Raw genomic sequence first — 21,518 nt, forward strand, 5'->3', positions numbered from 1 at the left:
GATCTACCTCCAAAATCTACGGTCCCGCTACCCAATACTGAAAAGCCTTGCAACCTCTTCAGCTCCTTCCTTGCCCTTATCATATTTAGGATTTACAGCAAGGCTGAGTTTGGCAGGCCCCAATGCGGCACGCGGAGGCCAGTTTTTTGCTGCCAGTTCCGGGCGAAGGAACTGAGTAGACCAGACACAGCCGATAATGTCCGTGTTAAAAATAGGGTGCGTATACAACACATCGCAGGATTGCAACTGATCCTGTTCCAAATATCGATAAGCTGCTGGCATATTCGGCTTATGCTCCATCATGCCGGAATAAGAAGTCGCATCGACGAGGTAAACATAGATACTGATCCCCAGGTTTTGAACCAGTAACCAACCCGCTGCTATTGCGCTCAGGCTTGTCACAACTCCTCCGTGCATACGATAACGAGACGTAGCTGACTGTCCCGCCTGCACCATTTGAAGTGGTGAAGGCTGAAAGCCCTCTTGAAAAGCCTTGAGAGGAAGTTTCGAATCAGCTTTGAAAACATAACCGGAATAATAGCTTTGTGCTCCATAATCCCCTCGGGATTTTCTGGCAGGAGTAAAAGACACACCAGCTCCAGTGGTGAGCCCCTTGGTAAAGAGATCACAATTTTTCAAGGTCAAAAGGTTGCTTTGCTCAAAAGCCCTTAGAAACTCTGCTTCGGATAAGGGCGCCGACCGCCCTCTGCTTGACTTGTACATCAGCCACACCTCTTTACTGGCTTTCAAGATCCTATCCTACGCAATCTAAACTCTCTGAAACCAGCACTTTTTTGATTCAGACAGGCTGTAGCCTTATGCGACTTAAACACTGCCATTGCGTTTACGACTTTCGCCGGCTGGCTAAAAAACGACTGCCCTCGCCTATCTTTCATTACATTGATGGTGCCGCTGACGATGAAAAAACCTATCGACAAAACACCCGGGCTTTCGACAACTGCGATCTTGTACCCAACGTACTCAGGGGCGTTGATGACGTTGATTTATCCACAACCGTCGTCGGCCAAAAGCTGGACATGCCATTGTTCCTCTCTCCGACAGCCCTGCAACGACTGTTCCATTATGATGGAGAGCTGGCTGTCGGCAGAGCGGCCGAACAGTTTGGCACCCTATTTGGCTTATCATCACTTGGTACCGTCAGCATTGAAGAAATCAGCAAGCGGGTTAAAACGCCAAAGCTGTTTCAGCTTTACGTCCATAAAGACAAAGGGCTGACCCGAAATATGATCGATCGCTGCAAGGCCGCCCATTTCGATGTCATGGCACTGACGGTTGACACCCCTGTTGGCGGTAACCGGGAAAGGGATCTGGTGACAGGTTTTACAACGCCCCCTAAACCTACCCTGAAAAGTCTCATCAGCTTTGCCCTTCACCCCGCCTGGGCTTTCAACTACTTTTTCCGGCAGACATTTGAACTCCCGCAGTTGCAGGCTTATCTAAAAGAAGGCACCAGCATTCCGATATCGGTGGCTGATTATTTTAATACCATGCTGGATCAGTCCATGAACTGGCATGATGCCGAAGCACTGGCAAAATACTGGGGAAAACCGTTTATCATCAAAGGCGTCATGTCGGTGGAAGATGCCCGTAAAGCCGTTGATATCGGAGCTGCGGGCATCATGGTTTCCAATCATGGTGGCCGTCAGCTGGACGGTTCACGCTCGCCTTTTGACCAGCTGGCAGAAATTGTCGATGCCGTAGGTGATGACATTGACGTCATCTGTGACGGCGGCATTCGCAGAGGCACACATGTATTAAAAGCACTCTCCCTTGGTGCTAAAGCCTGTTCCGGAGGGCGTCTGTACCTTTATGCACTGGCAGCGGCCGGGCAAGCTGGCGTTGAGAAAGCACTGTCATGCCTGCACGCCGAACTGGTCAGGGATATGAAGCTGATGGGCTGCAAAAACATTCAGGAGCTTGGCAGAAATAACCTGAGATTTCGCTGAACCGTCTACTTTAGGGTCGTAGCAAGCAGGAATAAATAACCGCAGTGACAAGACCGGCGATCCCCCCGTGTACTTCACCAGCACTGGTTCTTTCTAGATCACTGACTGGACATCCTCAATAAATCACTCATTGATCATTTTTGGTACTTTCTGCAATACCGTTTTACCCTGATAGCGATTAGAATACGCTCACACATTGCAATGACTTGATCATCAGGAGCCCTGATTTCTATGTCCCCACGTCGTGAGCTAGCCAATGCCATCCGTGCCCTGAGCATGGATGCTGTCCAAAAAGCCAAATCCGGACACCCTGGCGCCCCAATGGGCATGGCCGACATCGCCGAAGTGCTGTGGCGCGACTACATGAACCACAACCCGGTTAACCCGGAGTGGGCCGACCGTGACCGTTTTGTCCTGTCTAATGGACACGGCTCCATGCTTCTGTACTCCCTGCTGCACCTTTCTGGCTACGATGTATCCATCGAAGACCTGAAAAACTTCCGCCAGCTGCATTCTAAAACCGCCGGTCACCCGGAATACGGTTATGCACCTGGTATCGAAACCACGACTGGCCCCCTGGGTCAGGGTATTGCCAACGCCGTTGGTTTTGCCGCTGCTGAAAAAGCACTGGCAGGTCAGTTCAACCGCGAAGGCCATGACATCGTAGACCACTACACCTACGTATTCATGGGTGATGGCTGCATGATGGAAGGCATCTCCCACGAATCCTGCTCCCTGGCTGGTACTCTGGGTCTGGGTAAGCTGATTGCCTTCTACGATGACAACGGCATTTCCATCGACGGTGAAGTAGAAGGCTGGTTCACCGACGACACCGTTAAACGTTTTGAATCCTACAACTGGCACGTTGTTCCAAATGTTGACGGTCATGACCCGGAAGCCATCAAGGCTGCCATCGAAGCCGGTCGTGCGGAAACTGACAAGCCAACCCTGATCTGCTGCAAGACCGTTATCGGCTTCGGCTCTCCTAATAAGGAAGGCAAGGAAGAGTGCCACGGTGCGCCTCTGGGCGATGACGAGATCAAACTGACTCGCGAGCGCCTGGGCTGGAATCACGGTGCTTTCGAAGTACCTGCCAACGTTTACGAAGGCTGGGATGCGAAGAAAGCCGGCGCTGCTAAAGAAGCAGACTGGAACGGGAAATTCGAAGCTTACGCAGCGGCTCACCCGCAGCTGGCTGCTGAATTCAAGCGTCGTATGAGTGGCGAACTGCCAGCAGACTTCTCTGAAAAAGCCGACGCTTACATTCGTGAGTGCCAGGAAAAATCCGAGAAAGTGGCCAGCCGCAAAGCGTCCCAGAACACCCTGAATGCTTATGGCCCTCTGCTGCCAGAACTGCTGGGTGGCTCTGCTGACCTGGCCGGCTCCAACCTGACCCTGTGGAGCGGTTGCAAAGGCGTTGAGAAAGACGACGCTGCCGGTAACTACCTGTACTACGGCGTGCGTGAGTTTGGCATGAGCGCCATGATGAACGGTATCGCCCTGCACGGCGGTTTCGTACCTTACGGCGCCACCTTCCTGATCTTCATGGAGTACGCCCGTAACGCCGTTCGCATGGCTGCCCTGATGAAGCAGCGTTCCATCTTCGTTTATACCCACGACTCCATCGGTCTGGGTGAAGACGGTCCGACCCACCAGCCCATCGAACAGCTGGCCAACCTGCGCTCCACGCCAAACATGAACACCTGGCGTCCATGCGACACCGTTGAATCTGCCGTAGCGTGGAAGTACGCCATCGAGCGTAACGACGGCCCAAGCGCGTTGGTCTTCTCCCGTCAGGGTCTGCCTTGCATGGCTCGTGATGAAGAGAAAATCGCCAACATCACCCGTGGTGGTTACATTCTGAAAGATTGTGCGGGTACGCCAGAGCTGATCCTCATCGCCACCGGTTCTGAGATCGAACTGGCTATGAACGCCGAAGCCAGGCTGACCGAACAGGGTCGCAAGGTTCGCGTTGTATCCATGCCTTCTACTGAAGTGTTCGACGCTCAGGACGCTGAATACAAGCAGCAGGTTCTGCCTCTGGAAGTTCCGGCCCGTATTGCTATCGAAGCCGCTCACGCTGACTTCTGGTACAAGTACGTGGGTCTGGACGGTCGCATTATCGGCATGACTTCTTTCGGTGAGTCTGCGCCAGCCGGTGACCTGTTCCCGTTCTTTGGGTTCACCGTTGAAAACATTGTGGCAGCGGCTGAAGACATGCTGGATTAATTTCCACTGTATTCTGTCTTTTAAAAGGGCTTCTGAATTGAAGCCCTTTTTTTTTATCGTGAAGTTTTCATCCGCTTTTGGAGAGGCTTCCGTAAATCTGACGCACCTTCAGCTGCTAAAATTTAAAACTATTTTTTAGTCAACACAGATACACTCAAATAGCCAAAAGTGGCAAGTATCTCATGCTGATTTCGCTTAAAGAGAAGTAACAGGAGGTCATAGTGGAAAGTGTCTATTGCGAAGTGTGTGGCGAAGAAGCAGTCAGGGATAGCCGACCAACAGAATATACCTACAAGAAACACGCAATCACCCTCGACCAGCCAGGAACCTACTGCAATTTCTGTGGTGAATGCATTTTAGCAAAATCGTTGTAAACCCTCGCCCAATGCGGGCGGGGATATAAGACGGGAAGGCGCAGAGCCTTCCGCCATCAATCTGGTGTACTCTGGCTATTAACGTAGTCCTTCAGAGTCTCGATAGTTGCACCGCCAGCACTGCAAGCAAAGTAAGACCTTGACCACATTAAGCCTGCTTTGCTCTGAGCAGTAAGGTGGGTATTCAGCATTCGCAACCGTCTTGATGATGTTGATTTGAGATTATTTACCATGACACTGATAGCCAGTTTTGGTGGGTAGGCCACCAACAGGTGTACGTGATCTTTTTCGCCATCCATTTCAAGTAACTGGCATTCCAGTTTTTCACATGCACTCTCGAACGACTCCCGTAACTGCTTGATCATATAGCCATCAAAAAGCTTTCGTCTGTACTTTGTCGTGAACACCAAATGAACAACCAGCTTGGTAACGCTATGTCGTTTGCGAAGATACCCTTTAAGCAAATCTTTATTGTGTGCGCTCACTTGAAAACCTCTTTCAAATACCTGTAATATAAACTTTATATTGATGAGCACTGAAATAACGTTCCATGCTGAGAGCCACCAAAGTACGAATCTATCCAACATCAGAGCAGGCGGAATTTCTCGACCGTCAGTTTGATGCTGTGCGGTTCGTATGGAACAAGGCCCTGGCTATTAAGGTTCATTATTACAAGGTTCGTGGGCAGAGCCTTTCTCCCAAAAAACACCTGAAGCCCTTGCTGGCAAAAGCCAAGAAAAGCCGAAAGTACTCATGGCTGAAAAACGCTGACTCTATTGCACTGCAACAGGCCACTATCAATCTGGATACGGCCTTTCAAAACTTTTTCAATCCCAAATTGCAGGCAAGATTTCCTCGCTTCAAGAAAAAGCATGGCAAGCAAAGTAGCTACCATTGTACGTCTGTCTCTGTGGGCGATAACTGGATAAAAATCCCCAAGTGCAAGCCCATAAGGGCTAAAGTGCATCGTGAAATAGTGGGTAAGGTGAAGTCTGTCACCCTGAGCAGAACGCTAACCGGCAAGTATTTTGCCTCCATATTGGCTGATGATACCCAGGAACAACCAAAACAGATTGATAATCTTGAAGCTAATCAGGTTGTCGGTGTTGATATGGGGATTACTGATCTGGCTATCACCAGTACCGGCCATAAGACTGGCAACCCTCGCTTTCTGAAAAAAGCACAACGTAACCTGAAAAGAAAACAACAGGCTCTATCTCGCTGCAAGAAAGGCTCAAAAGGTAGGCACAAAGCCCGTTTATTGGTGGCAAAGGCGCATGAGCGTGTAGCCTTTGCCCGTAATGATTTTCAGCATAAGCTATCAAAACAACTCATCGACGAAAACCAAGCGGTGATTGTGGAGACACTGAAAGTTAAAAACATGCTCAAGAACAAGCGTCTTGCTCGTTCTATTGCTGATGCTGGCTGGCATTCACTGATAACCAAACTCGAATACAAGGCAAAGCAGGAAGGTAAACATCTGGTGAAGATAGACCAGTGGTTTGCATCCTCTAAAACTTGCTCAGTCTGCGATTTGAAACAGGAAAAAATGCCATTGAGAATCCGATCATGGGAGTGTAGCTGTGGTGCTATCCATGACCGGGATATTAATGCAGCTCGCAATATCAAGAAGCAAGGCATATTGAAATTAAAGGCGGAAGGACTGTCCGTTTCTGCTGATGGAGGCTTGCGTAAATCCGGCAGACTGTCGGTTGCTGCCTAAGAAATCAGAAGCCTCACCCGATAGGGTGGGGAGCAGTCACTGACTGTGCCAGACCTGCGGGTTTTTTTATGCCCAAAAATCAATGAGCTGCCAAAGTCTACAACATTATCAATAAGGATAAAAAAGTCGCTGATCAAAGATAAAGGGGTATTTACAATCAATCACAGAGGGAAGCAAGAAAACTCCATGGTCAAGCTTGTTGTGCCACTTCCCTTAAAGTAAAAAAGCAGAGGCCTCAAAAAAGTCCTCTGCTCTTTTTGCCCTGCTACCAGAACAAAGCCCTGCCTTGAATGGCAGGGCAAGTTAAACGACAAAAGACGTTAAGAAGCAGCCTGTTCATCAGCCAGACGCTTAAACAGCGGCTTGATGACATCGAAGAAGTACGTGTGAATCATCGCCTGCCCTGTGTGGTTACGGTAATCACCGAAGATAGCGATAACGTTGCCGGTGTTATGATCCCAGGCAGATACCTGACCGTTTGTACCAAGCATCATAGAGAAATCAACGCCGGTTTCCGGATCAGTCAGTGTACGGAACTGGTTTTTGTACCAGGCACCTGTCGGAACCGCCAGACCTTCATAGGAAATCTGAGCCCAGGCTTTCTTAACCACCGGATCGCCTTCTACGACTTCTTTTACAAAAGATTCCGGAACAACCTGCTCGCCTTTCCAGTTCTTGCCACCATTAGCCATGATGAAAGAACCGATGGCAAAGTCACGGGTCGTCGTATTGTAAGCACCGGAACCGATGGAATCTTTATCCTGGTTAACGTACATGGCGCCGTAGTTGTTGAAACCGCCTTTGGACCAAAGGTACTCGTCGTATACTTCAGCCAGCGGCTTGCCGGTGGCGCGAACCAGTGCCATAGCCACCATTTCTGTGTTCAGGCAGCGATACTGGTACTTCTCACCTGGCTTCCACTCAGGGTCATGGTTATGGGCGTAGAGCTCCAGGTATTCACCGAGGCGGGTAATGCCTTTGGCATTCTCTGCCTGCACAGGTGGAACCAGTTTGCCATCTTTCTCTACCAGGCCAGCATAACCAGCCACTGTCGACATGGAGCTGTCGGTTACGTTGCCGTCTGGCATTTCCCAGTTGTGCCAGCCTTCACGGGACATATCCATGGTATTGGAGCCGGAGGTCATGTCCAGGTAGTGGCGCATTTTGATTTTGCCCCACGGCGTGCCTTTCAGCTCTTTGATGTAGGTTTCAGCCTTCTCGTCCGCGCTCACCAGGCCAGTCGCTTCTACCGCAGCCCAGGCCATGGAGGTAAATGATTTATGAGCGGAGTGCAGCTGGTGCTTGGTGTCTACTTTGGAGTTGTTCCAGTAGTCCTCGGCAATGATCTCGCCTTTCTTGTTCATGATCACGTAGGAGCTGATTTCAGCACGGTCACGCATCAGGTTGTACATGCTGATGGTGTTGCCGGGTACGACATCCGGTACGGTGATTTTGCTGACATCAAGCTGTTTGGCTGCCTTTTTCATGGGCATTTTTTCAGCAGGGGCAGGAATCTCGGCCCAGTAGTGAATTTTGTGGTTATCGACCATGGCGAAACGGGCGAACTTTGAGTATTCCCAGTCCTTGATGCCAGTACCGTATACGTTAAGGTTCTTTTCCATCTGCTGGTCGGGCTCATGGTAGGTTACATGAGCCTGAGTACCTGTAGCGAACAAAGCGGCTGCCGTAGCAATTGCCAGGATCGATTTTTTCATTTCACTCGCACCGATTGACTGAAGAGGGATTGAGCATTGACAAACTGACTGTCCCTGCTGCTGGTTGATTACTCTATCAAAAGCAGAATCAGCAAGCTTTTTGTCCCTGTTTAGTGGAGCTTTAATAATGCTTAGTAATGACATCATTAAGCATCACTACGCCTCTTCACCGTAGACTTCCAGCCACTGGGGAATCTGCCCGGGATCACCAATGGTTTTAAAAAACTTGATGCACGATTGTGGCGCCCGGCAGCCGAGATTCTCCTTGCACCAGTTATCCAGTTTGTAATGGCTGCGATAACCCTGCTCCCAGGCGATAAAGGCTTTATCCGCATTGGACCAGAACGCTGGGTCCCAGCGGCCTTTTTCTGCCAGCCAGGGGTAAGACGGGCGTTCTTCGGTCTGGGAGTAAACCGCTGAACAGATCATTGTTAAATACCTGACCACCAAATCCGGGCCGAACTCCTTCAGGCTTAACGAGTGCAGCTTGCTGATATCGTCGCCTACTAAAAACGCCGCCCGCTCAATCAGAAAATCCATTTTTTCATCAAGCATCATCTCATAAATCATCCAGCCCAGGCGTTCATCCAATGCATCATAAAACTCTTTCTTCTTCTCTTTGGAAAGCTTCTGGTAAGCCTGAAGATTCGGGTGCTTTTTGCTGACATGAGCCTGAAGGCTGGGATAGTCACTCAGGCCGTCAACATTATTTGCCAGAACATTCATCAGCTTTTCTTTGGAGACAATCAGCTCACCCAGCTCAGATAATGCGTTTTTATTCACGGTTACGGTCTCCTGCCTTTTACTGTACGATGTCTTTCGCTGCAGAATGTGTTTCGTTGCAACAATTGCCGAGACAATTGTGCCAAGGTTCATTCTGGATTTCAGAAGAGCAGGATAAACTGAGCTTTTACGGCTGTGAATCGACAAAAATCCCAATAACACGGTTTTAGAATCGTTTCCGATTTTATTCTGTTTAATAATTAACCATATATTTATATAGCGATAAATTTTATAATGGCCTGACCTCTGTTTAACGACATTAATCGTATATATCCCAATCTAACCGAACAGAAGGAACTAATAACGACATAGTCGTTTATATACTCACCTCAGGCAGATGTATGACCATCGATATAAATAACAAGAATGAAAGGATGCTTTTCATTCTGACCCTTGGTGCACTCACCATGCTTGGCCCCATGGCCATTGATCTCTATCTTCCGGCTCTGCCCGCTATTGCCAACGATATGGGAGAGCCCCTCAGTAAAATCCAGTTTACCCTCAGTGCTTACACTATGGGCTTTGCTTTGGGGCAGTTAATCTACGGACCTCTATCGGACCGTTTTGGTCGTCAGAAAGTGATGCTGCCGGGACTGGTTGGCTACCTCGTTACTAACATACTGGCTGCCCTGTGTACCGATGCCAACCAGTTGATTATCGTGCGGGTATTGCAGGCCATGGCAGGGGCGGCGGTGATGGTGACCATTCCGGCTATGGTTCGGGATTTGTTTCCCCGGCAGGAAAGTGCAAAAGCATTGTCGTCTATTTTGCTGGTGATGACAGTTGCTCCACTTCTGGCACCACTTCTGGGTGGACAAATTTTAAGATTTTTTGGTTGGGAAAGCCTGTTCATCTTTCTGGCTGCGCTGGCTTTTCTGGCCATGGGGCTGGCAATGTGGCGAGTGCCTGAAACATTACTAGAAAGCCGTCGTTTAAATGTACCGGCAAAAGAACTGGCTGCCACCTATATCAGCGTCCTTAAAAATCGTAATGCCATGGGCTGCATTTTGTGCCATGGCTTTTTCTTTGGAGGCATGTTTGCCTTTATTACCGGATCGCCTTTTGTTTATATCGAACTGTATGGTGTTGATCCGGAAAGCTATGGGTTGCTGTTTGGCCTGAACATCTTTGCCATGGGCATTATGAATATGGTCAATATCCGCCTGATTGGCCATATGCCCCTGTTTAGCATTCTCCGAACCGGCAGCATGAGTGCTGCTGTGGCTGCCTTTGCCCTGCTTCTGAATGCTAAAACAGGAAACGCCGGGCTGGCGGGAATTGTCTTACCGATTATGGTTTATGTCGCCTGCTTAGGTTTAACAGGACCAAATTCCAATGCCCTGGCGCTGGCTCATTTCCCTCGTTCAGCAGGCACTGCCAATGCCATGGCAGGCGCACTGCGTTTTAGTATTGGCGCTGCAACAGCGGCTTTTGTCGGCCTGTTACATGACGGTACGGCCATACCAATGGCTATGGTTATGGCGGGTTGTGGTATTTTATCGGTGGCGAGCCTGTTGCTGGTAAAGAATGGCGCTATTCCCGCAACAGAACAGGGAGCGCAGAAAGAGTCCGCGGTCAGTGAGGAAAAGGTGTCTGCCTGACCATTTCATGTAGGTGCGCCCCGCACCACATAACGGTTTCCGACTATATTTGACCCTCAACTACCGGCTATATAATCTTGTTTACTTTTTAACTCCACAGTCAGTCTGAACATGCTGTTATATAGCCTGGATTTATTTGGTACCGCTGTTTTTGCTATCAGTGGAGCCTGGGTCGCCTGTCGCAAAGACATGGATATTTTTGGGGCCATGGTATTGGCTTTCGTGACCGCTGTGGGCGGCGGCACTATTCGTGACGTCCTGCTGGGTGCGACACCTGTCTTCTGGTTTCAGGACACTCTGTATTTAACCGTTATTTTTGCTTCTACCCTGTTCGCTATTGCACTGCGTAAGTGGCATGAGAAGGCTCAGTGGCCACTTCAGGTGGCCGATGCCCTGGGGTTGGCGGTCTTCGTTGTGATTGGTGCGGATAAAGCCCTGACTTATGGTGCAGAGCCTGTTGTTGCAGTAATGATGGGGGTTCTGACCGGCTGTGGCGGTGGCGCTATCCGGGATGTACTGGCGGATGAAATACCTAATGTGCTGCGCAACGAGGTCTATGCCTCTGCCGCTATTGCTGGCGGCGCTGTCTTTGTTTTCCTTAACTCGGTTCTGGGTTTCACACTGGCCGCTGTTATTTCTGCAACTCTAGTCCTGCTTATGCGACTGCTTGCCCTGTATAACAATATTTCCCTGCCACGCTTTCAGTTGCCCAAGATCAACAACTGACCATTTTTAAGACGGTTTTGCAGACGTTCAAGGCCGTCTTTCCAATCACCTTTCAAACTATTTTCTTCTGTGTTTTCCGCCAGACAAACTATAAATCTTTGATGCTTATTCTATTTCGACCATCGCTCTCCTATGTCAGCATAGTCGTCGAGGTTTACCATGCATCACCTCACCACCGGCTTATACCGGGTTGCCTCCCTGTCCTGCGTTATGGCTTACTCTGCGCACTGTCTGGCAGCAGGTTACGGCCTCAATGAAAACTCTGCCAGCTACATGGGGGCAGGCTTTGCCGGTCGTGCCTCAAACCCCGTCGACGCTTCTATAGCAGCCAATAACCCGGCAGGAATCAGCTTTGTGAAACACAATACCCTCTCTGTGGGTTCTGCGCTGATCTTCAAAGGAGGTGAGTTCGAGGGACAATATAAAAGACCGCCTCTACCCCCACCCTATGACAATGGGCAAACTCTTCGTGGCAAAACCACTGACTTTCAAAAAACGACACCGGTTCCTTTTGGGCATTTATCAATGCCTTTCAACGATCAAATAACGGTTGGCCTGAGTGCTTACGGCCCCTTTGGTATTGAGCTGGACTACAAAGATGACTGGCCCGGCAAGTACTTCGGCGATGAAACCAGCGTTAAAGTCATCAATTTACAAGGTACGTTGTCGTTTAAGGTACGGGAAGACTTTGCCATCGGTATCGGACTCATTGGTGCTTATGTCAAAGGCAAGCTGACGCAAACTGCCGGTGTTCCGGATGTTCTGCCCATCGATGCGACGATAGAGGGCGACGATAATACCTTTGGCTGGAACATAGGGGTTATATGGCAGATTAACGAACAAATGAAAATTGGCGCTGTGTATCATTCTCAGCTGGAGTTTACGCTGGATGGTGACATCAAGGTACAGGGCAGGCTGATGGTTCCCGAAAATCCACCGATTAATGTAACAGTCAATGATAAGGTAGATGCCAAACTCGATATTACCATGCCAGAACGGGTAGCTTTGAGCATTACCCACCAGATTGATCCTCGCTGGACGCTGGTGGCAGACGCCACCTGGACCCGCTGGAGTCGTTTTAAGCAGTTTTACGTCAAAGCCAAACGCCATGTAAAAATCAGCCAGTCCGGTATTCCCGACCTGCCTCCGGAAATCACCACGGATCCATCCTCCTATATTCCCATGAACTGGAAAGACGTATGGGCGTTCTCCGTCGGAACCTCTTACCAGATAGCACAACAATGGCTGTTGCGTTTGGGTTACATGTGGGATCAGTCACCAGTAGACGACAAAAATCGTACTGTTCGTTCTCCGGATGCCAACCGGAACTGGTTTACCTGTGGAGCCAGCTGGCAGCCGACTGAACAGTTGAGCATTGATGTGGCTTACGCTTATGTAGTGATGGACAAAGGTAACATTTCAGAAGCAAAATATAACGGCACCCCGCCTCATAACGTGAATGCTGAATACGGCAAAATCACCGGGGAATATAATAACAGTTCGCACATTGTGGCAGCACAGTTGAACTATCGCTTTTAATATCTCAGGCATGAAGCCTGGAGGAGTGATAAATGTCTGGTCGATTTCCCTCTCAACCCGCCGCACGGATTGTCATTCTGACTGTGCTTCTTTTGCCTGCACTGCTGACAGGCTGCGCCTCCCACCTTGAAAAAGAAAGACAGCAGCTGGCGCAACAACCCCACCAGCAGGATGTCTGCGGGCAACTGAATTATGTGTTCAATAACAGCGGCAACGGCTTCCGGGCCATTCGTTCACAGCCAAACTTCCAGAACAAAATCACCCTGTGGAAATCCACCTATCAGCCTCTGGAAACCAGCTGTGAAATCTGGCAATGGTCAAACCGCTACAGCTTTGTCTGCAGTAAAATTCTGCCCGATGCCCAGTCTGCACGGGCTATTTACGATGAAACCAATGCCACCATCGGGCAGTGCGTTAAGGCTGACAACGTGGCGATCCGACATGAGCCACTGCCAGATAATAAAGGTGAAAGAACAGAATATCGGGTGAACGGGCAGGTTCGTGGCTCAACTGAAATGGTTAACACCAAAGGCCTGTTTTTGGATGACTGGACCGTGTATGTATTGATTTCATCACCCGATGAAGGTTCTGGCAGGCTGGCAGCACCGGAAAAGCAACCATAGTTCTAGTACATCTTCCCATTACGTCTAACTTGTAGATGGTATCTACAGGCTAAGAACTGTCCCATTAGTGTCTCAACGCTGTGTCATAATACGATTTACTCGACAGTTGTAGCACATTGTTGAACATTGATCTGGGTCACATTAACAATTGTGATCAAATATTTTCTCTCCGGAGATACGCTATTTTTCTGGTACTTTACATAAAGACGACAATGTTTTTTAGTTCTGGCATGCAGTTTGCCTTCCATAGGAATAAACCGTTTTTCTGAACAACTGCGCAAGCAATAGTTTTAACGCAGTTTTCACCAATAAAAATGCAAGTCGAGCTATGGGAGTCAAGCATGACTGACAATAGAGTGGTTTATCCTTATATTCCGAATACGGCACCGGAGACCAAGGCTGCATTGATGAAGAAAGTCAATGTAACCGACGAAATGGAGTTGTTTAATTCCATTCCGGAGCACCTGCTGCAAAAGGAGATGAATCTCCCTGAGGCGATGCTGGATGAATACACCGTACGCAGGCACACGGAAGAGCTGCTGGCCGGTAACGCCAACCTGTCAACCCACAAGTACTTTCTGGGGGCAGGCTGTGCACCCCATTATGTACCCGCTGTTGTTGACGAGATCATTGGCCGTGGTGAACTGAGTACGGCCTATGCCGGTTTGATGGCGGATCAGGGCAAGTCCCAGATTCAGTTTGAATACCAGAGCATGATGGCTGAGCTGCTGGATATGGACTGTATTGCGATGCCTCAGTACGACGGTGGCGCTTCCGCAGGTCATGCCATCCGTATTGCCTGCCGTATTACCGGTCGTCGCAAAGTTCTGATGCCAAAGAGCATGAACCCCCAGAACAAGGAGATTGTTAACAACTACCTGGGTGGCATTGATCAGCAGTATGCCCAGATTGAATACATCGGGTACGACAGCGACACCGGCCTGCTGGACCTGGACGAGCTGAAGCAGAAGCTGGACGACCAGACCGCTGCCGTCTTTATTGAGAATCCTACCTTCCTCGGCATTGTTGAAACTCAGGCTGAAGAAATCGGGCAGCTGGCAAAAACCGCCGGAGCTGAGTTTATTGTTTATGCCGATCCTATCTCTCTGGGTGTTGTAGAAGCGCCGGGATCTTACGGCGCTACCATTGCCTGTGGTGACATTCACTCCCTGGGGCTGCATATGCTGGCCGGTTGCGGCGTGGCAGGCTATGTGATGGTCAAGGACAAAAAAGAGTATCTGTACGAACTGAAAGACCAGATGGTAGCGGCTTCCCCGACCTCTGTTGAAGGAGAGATCGGTTTTTCATGGGTGGCTGCGTTTGAGCGGACTTCCTACGCAGTGCGTGAAGAAGCTTCCGAATTTACCGGCACCAACGCTGCACTCTGGACCATGGCAGCAGGCGTCTATCTGGCGCTGATGGGGCCGCAGGGTATGGAAGACGTGGGCGAGAGCATCATGCAAAAGTCCCAGTATGCGGCGCGCAAACTGGCAGAACTGCCTGGCGTAGAAATCAAACTGTCCGGTCCTTTCTTTAAAGAGTTTGTGGTTGATTTCAGTGGCACTGGCCGTTCTGTGTCTGAGATCAACAAGAGCCTGATGAATCAGAAGATCTTTGGTGGTTACGATCTTTCATCTACCTTCCCTGAGCTGGGGCAGAGCGCCCTGTACTGTGTGACTGAAATTCACACTCAGAAGGATATTGATGAGCTGGTAGAAACAATCAAGGCCGCTATTTAAGATTTTTAAGATTTGGGGAAAGAAGTCATGGAAAAAGTACAATTACGAGAGTTTCATCAGGCTCGCTGGAATGAGCCGGTTATCATGGAAATGGGAACGCCCGGAGAGCGAGGCATTCTGGTTCCACAGGCTGAGGCCGCGGTCAAGTCTGAAGTAGGCGACGGCGTATCAGTACTGGGCAAGGTCAGAAGAAAGAGCAGGCCCGCTCTGCCAGAAGTCAACCAGGCACTGGTAAATCGTCATTACATCCGCCTGTCCCAGGAAAACATGGGCGCTGATAACACGCTGGGTATTTCCCAGGGCACCTGTACCCTGAAGTACAGCCCGAAGGTTCAGGAGCACGTGGTCAGCCGTCACCCGGGTCTGGCGGGTGTGCATCCGCTTCAGTCTGAAGAGTCCATGCAGGGCATTCTGAAGATCTACTACGAAACTGAGCAGATTATGAAGGAAATTGGTGGTATGGATCGCGTCTCCTTCCTGCCAGCTTCCGGTGGTCATGCGATTTACTCCAATGCGCAGATCATCAGCGCCTACCACAAGGCCAATGGCAACAGCCATAAAAATGAGATCATCACCACCCTGCACTCCCACCCTGTTGACGCCGCGGCCACATCCATCCTGGGCTACCGGGTTATCACCCTGATGCCGGACGAAAAGACCGGCCTGCCCAGCCTGGAAGAGTTCAAGGCGGCCCTGAGTGATAAGACAGCGGGTATCTTTATCACCAATCCGGAAGATACCGGTATCTACAACGACCAGATCGACGAGTTCACTAAGGCTGCCCATGATGTGGGTGCCCTGTGTGCTTATGACCAGGCCAATGCCAACGCCCTGCTGGGTATTGCACGGGCCCGGGAAGCCGGGTTTGACCTGATGCACTTCAACCTGCACAAGACCTTCTCCTCGCCTCACGGTGGCGGTGGCCCTGGCTGTGGCGCACTGGGTTGCATTGAGGAACTGGCACCTTACCTGCCCAAGCCTACGGTTGAATTTGATGGCAGCAAGTATCGAGTGGACTACGACCGTGAACAGAGCATCGGTCATATCAAGGCATTCCTGGGTAACTTCCCTGTTGTGGTCAGGGCGTATATGTGGTGTCGCACCCTGGGCGCGGAAGGTCTGAAACAGGCGGCGGTGATCTCTGTGCTGAACAACCAGTACATGACCGATGAGATTCTGGAAAAAGTGCCGGGCGTTTCTCTCCATTATTCACCAGAAGTGCGTCGTATGGAGCAGACCCGTCTGTCATTCGACAAGCTGTTTGAGAAAACCGGTGGCCTGGGTATCGATGCGGTTAATGCCCGGCTGGTGGACTATGGCATCTCTGAGCTGTGGCAGTCCCACCACCCTTACACTGTTCCTGAGCCCTTCACGCCTGAGCCTTGTGATTCCTACAACAAGGAAGACATTGACTACTACGTGGAAGCGCTGAAAACCGTAGCGAACGAGTGTCTTGAAAATCCGGAAATGGTCGCGCAGGCACCTTATAAAGCCAGCCGCCATGTACCGAATCACGTGATGGGTGAGTCATTTGAAGTAGTGGCCAGCACCTGGCGTCAGTACGTACGTCGCTTTAAAAAGTAATTATTGTCGTACGACAGCCAACCAGAATGGTTTTTAACCATTCTGGTCGGCTTTTCTCAAAATCCTGATCATGCGTAATGTAGTCCATGAAAAAAGTCGGTGTGATTATAAATCCCGTAGCGGGACTGGGGGGAAGAGTTGGCCTGAAGGGCAGTGACGGAGCAGAGATTCAGCATCAGGCTCTTGAACTGGGGGGGCGCTCAGAGTCTTTTGAGCGAACGTTACAGGCACTCAGGAAGCTCTCGCAGATCAGTGACTCACTGGAACTTTTTACTTATCCCGGAGAGATGGGAGAGGCCGCTGTTCGGGAGGCAGGGCTGAACCCTGTTGTGCTGGGTGCTATCCAGACAGGTTATACGACACCGGAAGATACTGTTCGCGCCGCGGAAGATATGGCTGCACGTCAGGTAGACCTGATTCTGTTTGCCGGAGGTGATGGTACTGCCCGGAATATTTACAGTGCTATTGGGCAGAGTATTCCGGTACTGGGAATACCGGCCGGGGTCAAGATGCATTCGGGGGTTTATGCCGTTAACCCGGAAGCGGCAGGTCAGGCCATTGTTCAGTTCCTCACTAACACTTTGTCGGAAACCCGTGAGACCGAAGTCATGGATCTTGATGAGGAGGCTTACCGGCAGGGGCGTGTCAGCGCCAGGCTATACGGCTATATGCAGGTACCCGCCAATCGTAAGTGCATCCAGAATGTCAAAGTCAGAAGTCAGTCAGAATCCGCCACATTAATGGGTATCAGCCAGGATGTGGTGAATAACATGGAGCCAAACCGGATTTATATTATCGGGCCCGGCACCACCACCCGCAGCATTATGGAACGACTGGGGCTCGATAATACCTTGATCGGTGTCGATGTGGTTCGCAATGGTGAGCTGGTGGCCAGCGATGCCAGCGAACGTCGCTTATGGGAACTGATTAAAGATCAACCAGCGACAGTCATTGTGACAGCAATAGGAGGACAGGGGCATATTTTTGGCCGGGGCAATCAACAACTTAGCCCACGGATTTTGAAACAGTTAGGACGAGAGAATATTCAGATTGTTGCCACCAAGGACAAACTACTGGCGATTCCCGGGAAAACACTGCTGGTGGATACCGGCGACAGCCAGCTGAATCAGTCCCTGAGTGGTTTTACCAAAGTAGTGACCGGGTTTATGGAATCTACAATGTGCCGGGTCAGTGCTTAAACCAATTTAAAAAAGTATAAGGCAGGGTGAAAGTAATGTTTTCGTTAAAAGACAAAGTGGCTGTGATTACCGGTGGCGGCTCTGGTGTCGGTCTGGCAACGGTGAAACGGTTTTGTGAGGCCGGAGCGAAAGTTATCATCGCAGACATCACTGACCAGCAGGCGCTGGCTGACGAACTGGGTTGCCGTTATGTTCATGTGGATGTTTCCAGTGAGGAGAGTGTCAAGCGTCTGTTTGAGGCAACCGAAGAGATTTATGGCAAGGTTGATGCCCTGATCAATAACGCTGGCATTATTGTCCCCGGTGAAATGCTGGAAGATGCTCAGATGGATGAGTACCTGAAAGTATTCAACGTCAATTTTGGTGGTGTTCTGTACGGTCTGAAGTACGGGCCTGCCCATATGAACGACGGTGGTTCTATTATCAATACGGCTTCCCTGGCCGGTAAAATTGGTTTCCCCGGATACGGTGCCTACTGCTCAGTAAAAGGCAGTGTTATTCAGGTAACCCGTGTCGCTGCCCTGGAACTGGCGGAACGAAACATCCGGGTGAACTGCGTCTGCCCATCCACCATTGATACGCCGATGGCTCATGCGGAAGGCAACGAGCTTGAATTAATGCTCAAGGATTACGTCTGGCCACTGGGCAGAATGTGCGAGCCTGAAGAGATAGCGGCCATGTATCACTTTATGGCGGCAGACGACTGCACCTATCTTACCGGCACAGCTATTGACATGGATGGCGGCTATAAAGCCGGTACGGGTATGAAGGCTATCGGTAAATTGACGGAGGGTGTGGAGCTTTAAGTTTACTGTCTTTGGGGGACTTCAGTCAGGATCGCTTTCCGCTTTACGAACAGCCAACAGCTAAAAGCCAAAAGCCAAAAGCCAAAAGCCCGGTGTGTTTCTGATTGCTCCCCCCCTTATGAACGCATAAAAAAAATAAACTGGCTTAAAAAATGACAACCAGAATAAAAACAAACTTAACGGGGATTCCGTTAATACTGCTTTCATCAGCTATGGCTGCACCTTCTGTCCATGGGGAAGAATCCATCGACCCTTCCGATATTACTAACACCTACACCTACCTGTGGAGTGAGGTGGGTAACCGAGACTACAAATTCAGCGTTGGGCTGGCTTCTGACATCGCCTCCAAATACAACATTCTGGGACTGGTAGAGCATACCCGGACCTGGGATCAGGGGGATGCTGAGGTCAATAATACGTCACGGGTACGCTTTTATGGTGTCCGCAATCTGGAGGGTGACCTGTTACGGGGGATTGGCACCTCGGTGGATTACATCAAGGGCCATGACAGCAAGATGGACATTACCGCGCTAGGCGTGATTGGTAAGCTTAACTCATTCTCCGAGAACTTGTCCCTTGCACCGAATGTTGGCTATGTCAGCGTTGAGCACAAGATGGGGGGCGTTAAGAAGGAGAAAAGCGAAGGCTACCAGGCTTATGTTCTGGCGTCTGTTGTGCTGGGTGAAGATGGTCGGTATCTCAGTTTTCAACCTGAGTATATTGACACCAAAAATATTGATGCCGACAAGCTTGAGGTGATCTACAACCAGCCTGTCGATTCAGCCCAGAAATGGTGGATAAACGTCACTGGTTTTTATCAGAAGACAAAGATTGATTATGCCGGGTTTAAAAAATCTGATACCGAAGAGCATATCAAGCTGGGGGTGACTTACTATTTATAGACTGTAGTCATTGTACAGTGTGATTCTATTGAATACTTGTACTCTTTAGCCATTCAAAAGGCAGGGGATGGTCTAAGCCCCTGCTTCGAGAGAGGTCATGAAAGTAGATTGTAGGCTCTCATTTTCCGGTAAAGCGTGCTTCTCGACACTTCCATCGCTTTAGCGGTTCGGCTGACATTACCATTGTGCTTATTTAATACGGTTTGTATGACCACTTTTTCAGTGTTGCAAGTGTTTGCCTGACGGTTTTTCCTGATATCGCTGAGCGTTGATTTTGTGGATTTAGCCTGTGGGGCGTTGTTATATGGGGTGTTATCGAGATGGTTATTCAGGTGGCTTTCCAGGTGGCTATCCAGGTTAAAGTGCTTCCTGATATTGTCCGGTAAATGGTTCACCGTGATGCTTTCATCGCTGGCGATATAGTAAAGTCGTTCAACGGTATTTTGCAGTTCCCGGACGTTACCGGGCCAGGGGTAGTCGCACAGGCAGTCGATAACCTCCGGGGAGCAGGGTTTGACCGGCAGGCCGACCGTGGTGGTGATTTTCTCCATAAAGTGATCAAAGAGCAGTGCGACATCGCTACCTCTTTCCCTTAGGGGGGGAATATCAATGGACATAACATTCAGCCGGTAATACAGATCCTGCCTGAAGTTTTTATTATGGATTTCGGTGAGCAGGTCTTTATGGGTAGCGCATATTACCCTGACATCCACCGGGATCGATTTATTATCACCAATACGCATGATTTGGCTTTCCTGAATAACCCGCAGTAAGGCAACCTGCTGTTCTAACGGCATGTCGCCTATTTCATCCAAAAACAGCGTGCCTCCTGAAGCCTGTTCAAACTTACCGGTTTGTCCGCCTTTTTTGGCACCGGTGAATGCCCCTTCGACATAGCCAAACAATTCACTACCGATCAAATCTTTGGGAATGGCACCGCAATTAATCGCAACAAATGGTCCATTTTTCCGGTTGCTAACGTTATGAATGGATTGCGCAAACAGTTCTTTACCCGTGCCGCTTTCACCGGTAATTAGAATATTGCTGTTGTTGTTTGCAAATAATCTGGCGTATTTAATCGCCTGCTGCATTTTTTTATTATTGGTAATGATGGTGTCGAAGGTGTATTGGGTTGTAGCCTTTGTTGAGTGGTTAGCAACAGAGTTTATAGTTGTCAGTGGTTGCAGGATGATGAGGGCTTTTTTTGGGGCATCAGAAGTCTGTTCCAGCAGCGTGCCGCTCAGTAAATATCGGGCATTTGACTTTTTTCGGGGCAGAGTAATCTCAATATTTTTACACTCAATACCGGTCTGAAGCAGTTGTTGCACCGGCCCGGAACTGGAAAACAAAGTGTTGTTCAATGCTTTTTCCAATTTTTGCACTGACAGGCTTAACTGTTTTTCCAGCATGTTGTTCAGGGCTTCGATATTACCTGACTCATCGATGGTAAAAACGGTCTCATTAATACGAGTCAGAATATTCTCGATACTGGATTTTTCCCGGGTGATGTCACGGCCAACAGCCTGAAATTCTGAAGGTTTTCCATAATCATCCAGTATCAGGTGGCCTGTCCACTCAATCCATGCCGTCTTCCCCAGGCTATTGATAAACCTCAGAGTTATACTTTTTTTGCTGTGGCTGTCCGGGCTGTTTAAAACATGGCTATGAATATAATGAATGAGTTTGTCCCGGTCCTCCGGGTGAACAAACGCCATCTCATTTTTGCCCAGAAGTTCACTGGGTGATTTTCCTGTAAAGTCACAATAGGCTTTGTTGGCGTACAGCAACTTCATATCAAGCGTTTGTCGCGTGACCAGTTCGGACATGTCGTCTATATCGACAGGTAAAAAATCAACAGGTAAAAGCTGGTTTTTTGATGCATCCGGGCAATTTTTATGACTGTCCAGTGAGTTCATCTGGATGATCTCCCCCCCACTTAATATCCTATGTCGTTATAACCTGCGATTATACATGAGCTGCTGTTCAATAATTTGATCTGAGCTAATGA

Annotated in this window: 18 protein-coding genes; 13 read left to right on the top strand and 5 right to left on the bottom strand. The window is 49.5% G+C overall.

Features of this window, described 5'->3' with window-relative positions:
* Positions 1 to 27 precede the first annotated feature (27 nt).
* Positions 28 to 750 (bottom strand): hypothetical protein, encoded by a 723-nt coding sequence (locus NX720_RS09030; RefSeq protein WP_262600803.1) that lies wholly within the window; start codon positions 748 to 750, stop codon positions 28 to 30.
* Between the two features lie 68 nt (positions 751 to 818).
* Between NX720_RS09030 and NX720_RS09035 the strand changes: the two genes are divergently transcribed.
* The 3 genes from NX720_RS09035 (at position 819) to NX720_RS27055 (ending at position 4,570) form a co-directional block, all read left to right on the top strand.
* Positions 819 to 1,967 (top strand): alpha-hydroxy acid oxidase, encoded by a 1,149-nt coding sequence (locus NX720_RS09035; protein ID WP_262600804.1) that lies wholly within the window; start codon positions 819 to 821, stop codon positions 1,965 to 1,967.
* A gap of 231 nt (positions 1,968 to 2,198) precedes the next feature.
* Positions 2,199 to 4,196: a transketolase gene (gene tkt / locus NX720_RS09040; protein WP_262600805.1), complete on the top strand. Its 1,998-nt coding sequence runs from the start codon at positions 2,199 to 2,201 to the stop codon at positions 4,194 to 4,196.
* Positions 4,197 to 4,438: 242 nt separating this feature from the next.
* Positions 4,439 to 4,570: a YgiT-type zinc finger protein gene (locus NX720_RS27055; RefSeq protein WP_404831085.1), complete on the top strand. Its 132-nt coding sequence runs from the start codon at positions 4,439 to 4,441 to the stop codon at positions 4,568 to 4,570.
* Between the two features lie 56 nt (positions 4,571 to 4,626).
* Here the strand turns inward: NX720_RS27055 and tnpA are convergent, their stop codons facing one another.
* Positions 4,627 to 5,055 (bottom strand): IS200/IS605 family transposase, encoded by a 429-nt coding sequence (gene tnpA, locus NX720_RS09045; RefSeq protein WP_262595354.1) that lies wholly within the window; start codon positions 5,053 to 5,055, stop codon positions 4,627 to 4,629.
* Between the two features lie 65 nt (positions 5,056 to 5,120).
* On the opposite strand from tnpA, the gene NX720_RS09050 reads away from it, so the two are divergent.
* The gene (locus NX720_RS09050; RefSeq protein ID WP_262596510.1) at positions 5,121 to 6,293 is read left to right on the top strand and encodes an RNA-guided endonuclease InsQ/TnpB family protein; all 1,173 of its coding nucleotides are present in this window, start codon (positions 5,121 to 5,123) and stop codon (positions 6,291 to 6,293) included.
* Positions 6,294 to 6,613: 320 nt separating this feature from the next.
* Here NX720_RS09050 and NX720_RS09055 read toward each other — a convergent pair whose 3' ends face one another.
* Positions 6,614 to 8,008 (bottom strand): serine hydrolase domain-containing protein, encoded by a 1,395-nt coding sequence (locus NX720_RS09055; protein ID WP_262600806.1) that lies wholly within the window; start codon positions 8,006 to 8,008, stop codon positions 6,614 to 6,616.
* A 156-nt stretch (positions 8,009 to 8,164) separates the two neighbouring features.
* Positions 8,165 to 8,791, bottom strand: coding sequence for a hypothetical protein (locus NX720_RS09060; RefSeq protein WP_262600807.1), 627 nt, complete (start codon positions 8,789 to 8,791; stop codon positions 8,165 to 8,167).
* A gap of 341 nt (positions 8,792 to 9,132) precedes the next feature.
* Here NX720_RS09060 and NX720_RS09065 point away from each other — a divergent pair, with 341 nt between their 5' ends.
* From NX720_RS09065 to NX720_RS09105, 9 genes are all read left to right on the top strand, one after another.
* Positions 9,133 to 10,392: a Bcr/CflA family multidrug efflux MFS transporter gene (locus tag NX720_RS09065; RefSeq protein WP_262600808.1), complete on the top strand. Its 1,260-nt coding sequence runs from the start codon at positions 9,133 to 9,135 to the stop codon at positions 10,390 to 10,392.
* A 111-nt stretch (positions 10,393 to 10,503) separates the two neighbouring features.
* A complete protein-coding gene (locus NX720_RS09070) occupies positions 10,504 to 11,118 on the top strand; it encodes a trimeric intracellular cation channel family protein (RefSeq protein ID WP_262600809.1) in 615 nt (204 codons plus the stop codon).
* Positions 11,119 to 11,277: 159 nt separating this feature from the next.
* A complete protein-coding gene (locus NX720_RS09075; protein ID WP_262600810.1) occupies positions 11,278 to 12,657 on the top strand; it encodes an OmpP1/FadL family transporter in 1,380 nt (459 codons plus the stop codon).
* Positions 12,658 to 12,689: 32 nt separating this feature from the next.
* The gene (locus tag NX720_RS09080; protein WP_262600811.1) at positions 12,690 to 13,280 is read left to right on the top strand and encodes a hypothetical protein; all 591 of its coding nucleotides are present in this window, start codon (positions 12,690 to 12,692) and stop codon (positions 13,278 to 13,280) included.
* A 341-nt stretch (positions 13,281 to 13,621) separates the two neighbouring features.
* Entirely contained in the window at positions 13,622 to 15,019 is a 1,398-nt protein-coding gene (gcvPA, locus tag NX720_RS09085) for an aminomethyl-transferring glycine dehydrogenase subunit GcvPA (protein WP_262600812.1), read from the top strand.
* Between the two features lie 27 nt (positions 15,020 to 15,046).
* Positions 15,047 to 16,603: an aminomethyl-transferring glycine dehydrogenase subunit GcvPB gene (gcvPB, locus tag NX720_RS09090; protein WP_262600813.1), complete on the top strand. Its 1,557-nt coding sequence runs from the start codon at positions 15,047 to 15,049 to the stop codon at positions 16,601 to 16,603.
* A gap of 101 nt (positions 16,604 to 16,704) precedes the next feature.
* Positions 16,705 to 17,802, top strand: coding sequence for an ATP-NAD kinase family protein (locus NX720_RS09095; protein ID WP_262600814.1), 1,098 nt, complete (start codon positions 16,705 to 16,707; stop codon positions 17,800 to 17,802).
* A 35-nt stretch (positions 17,803 to 17,837) separates the two neighbouring features.
* Positions 17,838 to 18,608 (top strand): SDR family NAD(P)-dependent oxidoreductase, encoded by a 771-nt coding sequence (locus tag NX720_RS09100; protein ID WP_262600815.1) that lies wholly within the window; start codon positions 17,838 to 17,840, stop codon positions 18,606 to 18,608.
* Between the two features lie 152 nt (positions 18,609 to 18,760).
* Positions 18,761 to 19,510 carry a hypothetical protein gene (locus tag NX720_RS09105; protein WP_262600816.1) on the top strand — a complete coding sequence of 250 codons (750 nt, stop codon included), beginning with the start codon at positions 18,761 to 18,763 and terminating at the stop codon, positions 19,508 to 19,510.
* Between the two features lie 95 nt (positions 19,511 to 19,605).
* On the opposite strand, the gene NX720_RS09110 is transcribed toward NX720_RS09105, so the two are convergent.
* Entirely contained in the window at positions 19,606 to 21,426 is a 1,821-nt protein-coding gene (locus NX720_RS09110; RefSeq protein WP_262600817.1) for a sigma 54-interacting transcriptional regulator, read from the bottom strand.
* Positions 21,427 to 21,518 lie beyond the last annotated feature (92 nt).

This window comes from Endozoicomonas euniceicola (assembly GCF_025562755.1).
Classification (GTDB): Bacteria; Pseudomonadota; Gammaproteobacteria; order Pseudomonadales; family Endozoicomonadaceae; genus Endozoicomonas_A; species Endozoicomonas_A euniceicola.

Excerpts from the sequence above, each read along its gene's own strand:
- NX720_RS09035 (WP_262600804.1), top strand. The coding sequence starts at position 819 with ATGCGACTTAAACACTGCCATTGCGTTTACGACTTTCGCCGGCTGGCT.
- tkt (WP_262600805.1), top strand. The coding sequence starts at position 2,199 with ATGTCCCCACGTCGTGAGCTAGCCAATGCCATCCGTGCCCTGAGCATG.
- NX720_RS09050 (WP_262596510.1), top strand. The coding sequence starts at position 5,121 with ATGCTGAGAGCCACCAAAGTACGAATCTATCCAACATCAGAGCAGGCG.
- NX720_RS09055 (WP_262600806.1), bottom strand. The coding sequence starts at position 8,008 with ATGAAAAAATCGATCCTGGCAATTGCTACGGCAGCCGCTTTGTTCGCT.
- NX720_RS09065 (WP_262600808.1), top strand. The coding sequence starts at position 9,133 with ATGACCATCGATATAAATAACAAGAATGAAAGGATGCTTTTCATTCTG.
- NX720_RS09070 (WP_262600809.1), top strand. The coding sequence starts at position 10,504 with ATGCTGTTATATAGCCTGGATTTATTTGGTACCGCTGTTTTTGCTATC.
- NX720_RS09075 (WP_262600810.1), top strand. The coding sequence starts at position 11,278 with ATGCATCACCTCACCACCGGCTTATACCGGGTTGCCTCCCTGTCCTGC.
- NX720_RS09080 (WP_262600811.1), top strand. The coding sequence starts at position 12,690 with ATGTCTGGTCGATTTCCCTCTCAACCCGCCGCACGGATTGTCATTCTG.
- gcvPA (WP_262600812.1), top strand. The coding sequence starts at position 13,622 with ATGACTGACAATAGAGTGGTTTATCCTTATATTCCGAATACGGCACCG.
- gcvPB (WP_262600813.1), top strand. The coding sequence starts at position 15,047 with ATGGAAAAAGTACAATTACGAGAGTTTCATCAGGCTCGCTGGAATGAG.
- NX720_RS09100 (WP_262600815.1), top strand. The coding sequence starts at position 17,838 with ATGTTTTCGTTAAAAGACAAAGTGGCTGTGATTACCGGTGGCGGCTCT.
- NX720_RS09105 (WP_262600816.1), top strand. The coding sequence starts at position 18,761 with ATGACAACCAGAATAAAAACAAACTTAACGGGGATTCCGTTAATACTG.
- NX720_RS09110 (WP_262600817.1), bottom strand. The coding sequence starts at position 21,426 with ATGAACTCACTGGACAGTCATAAAAATTGCCCGGATGCATCAAAAAAC.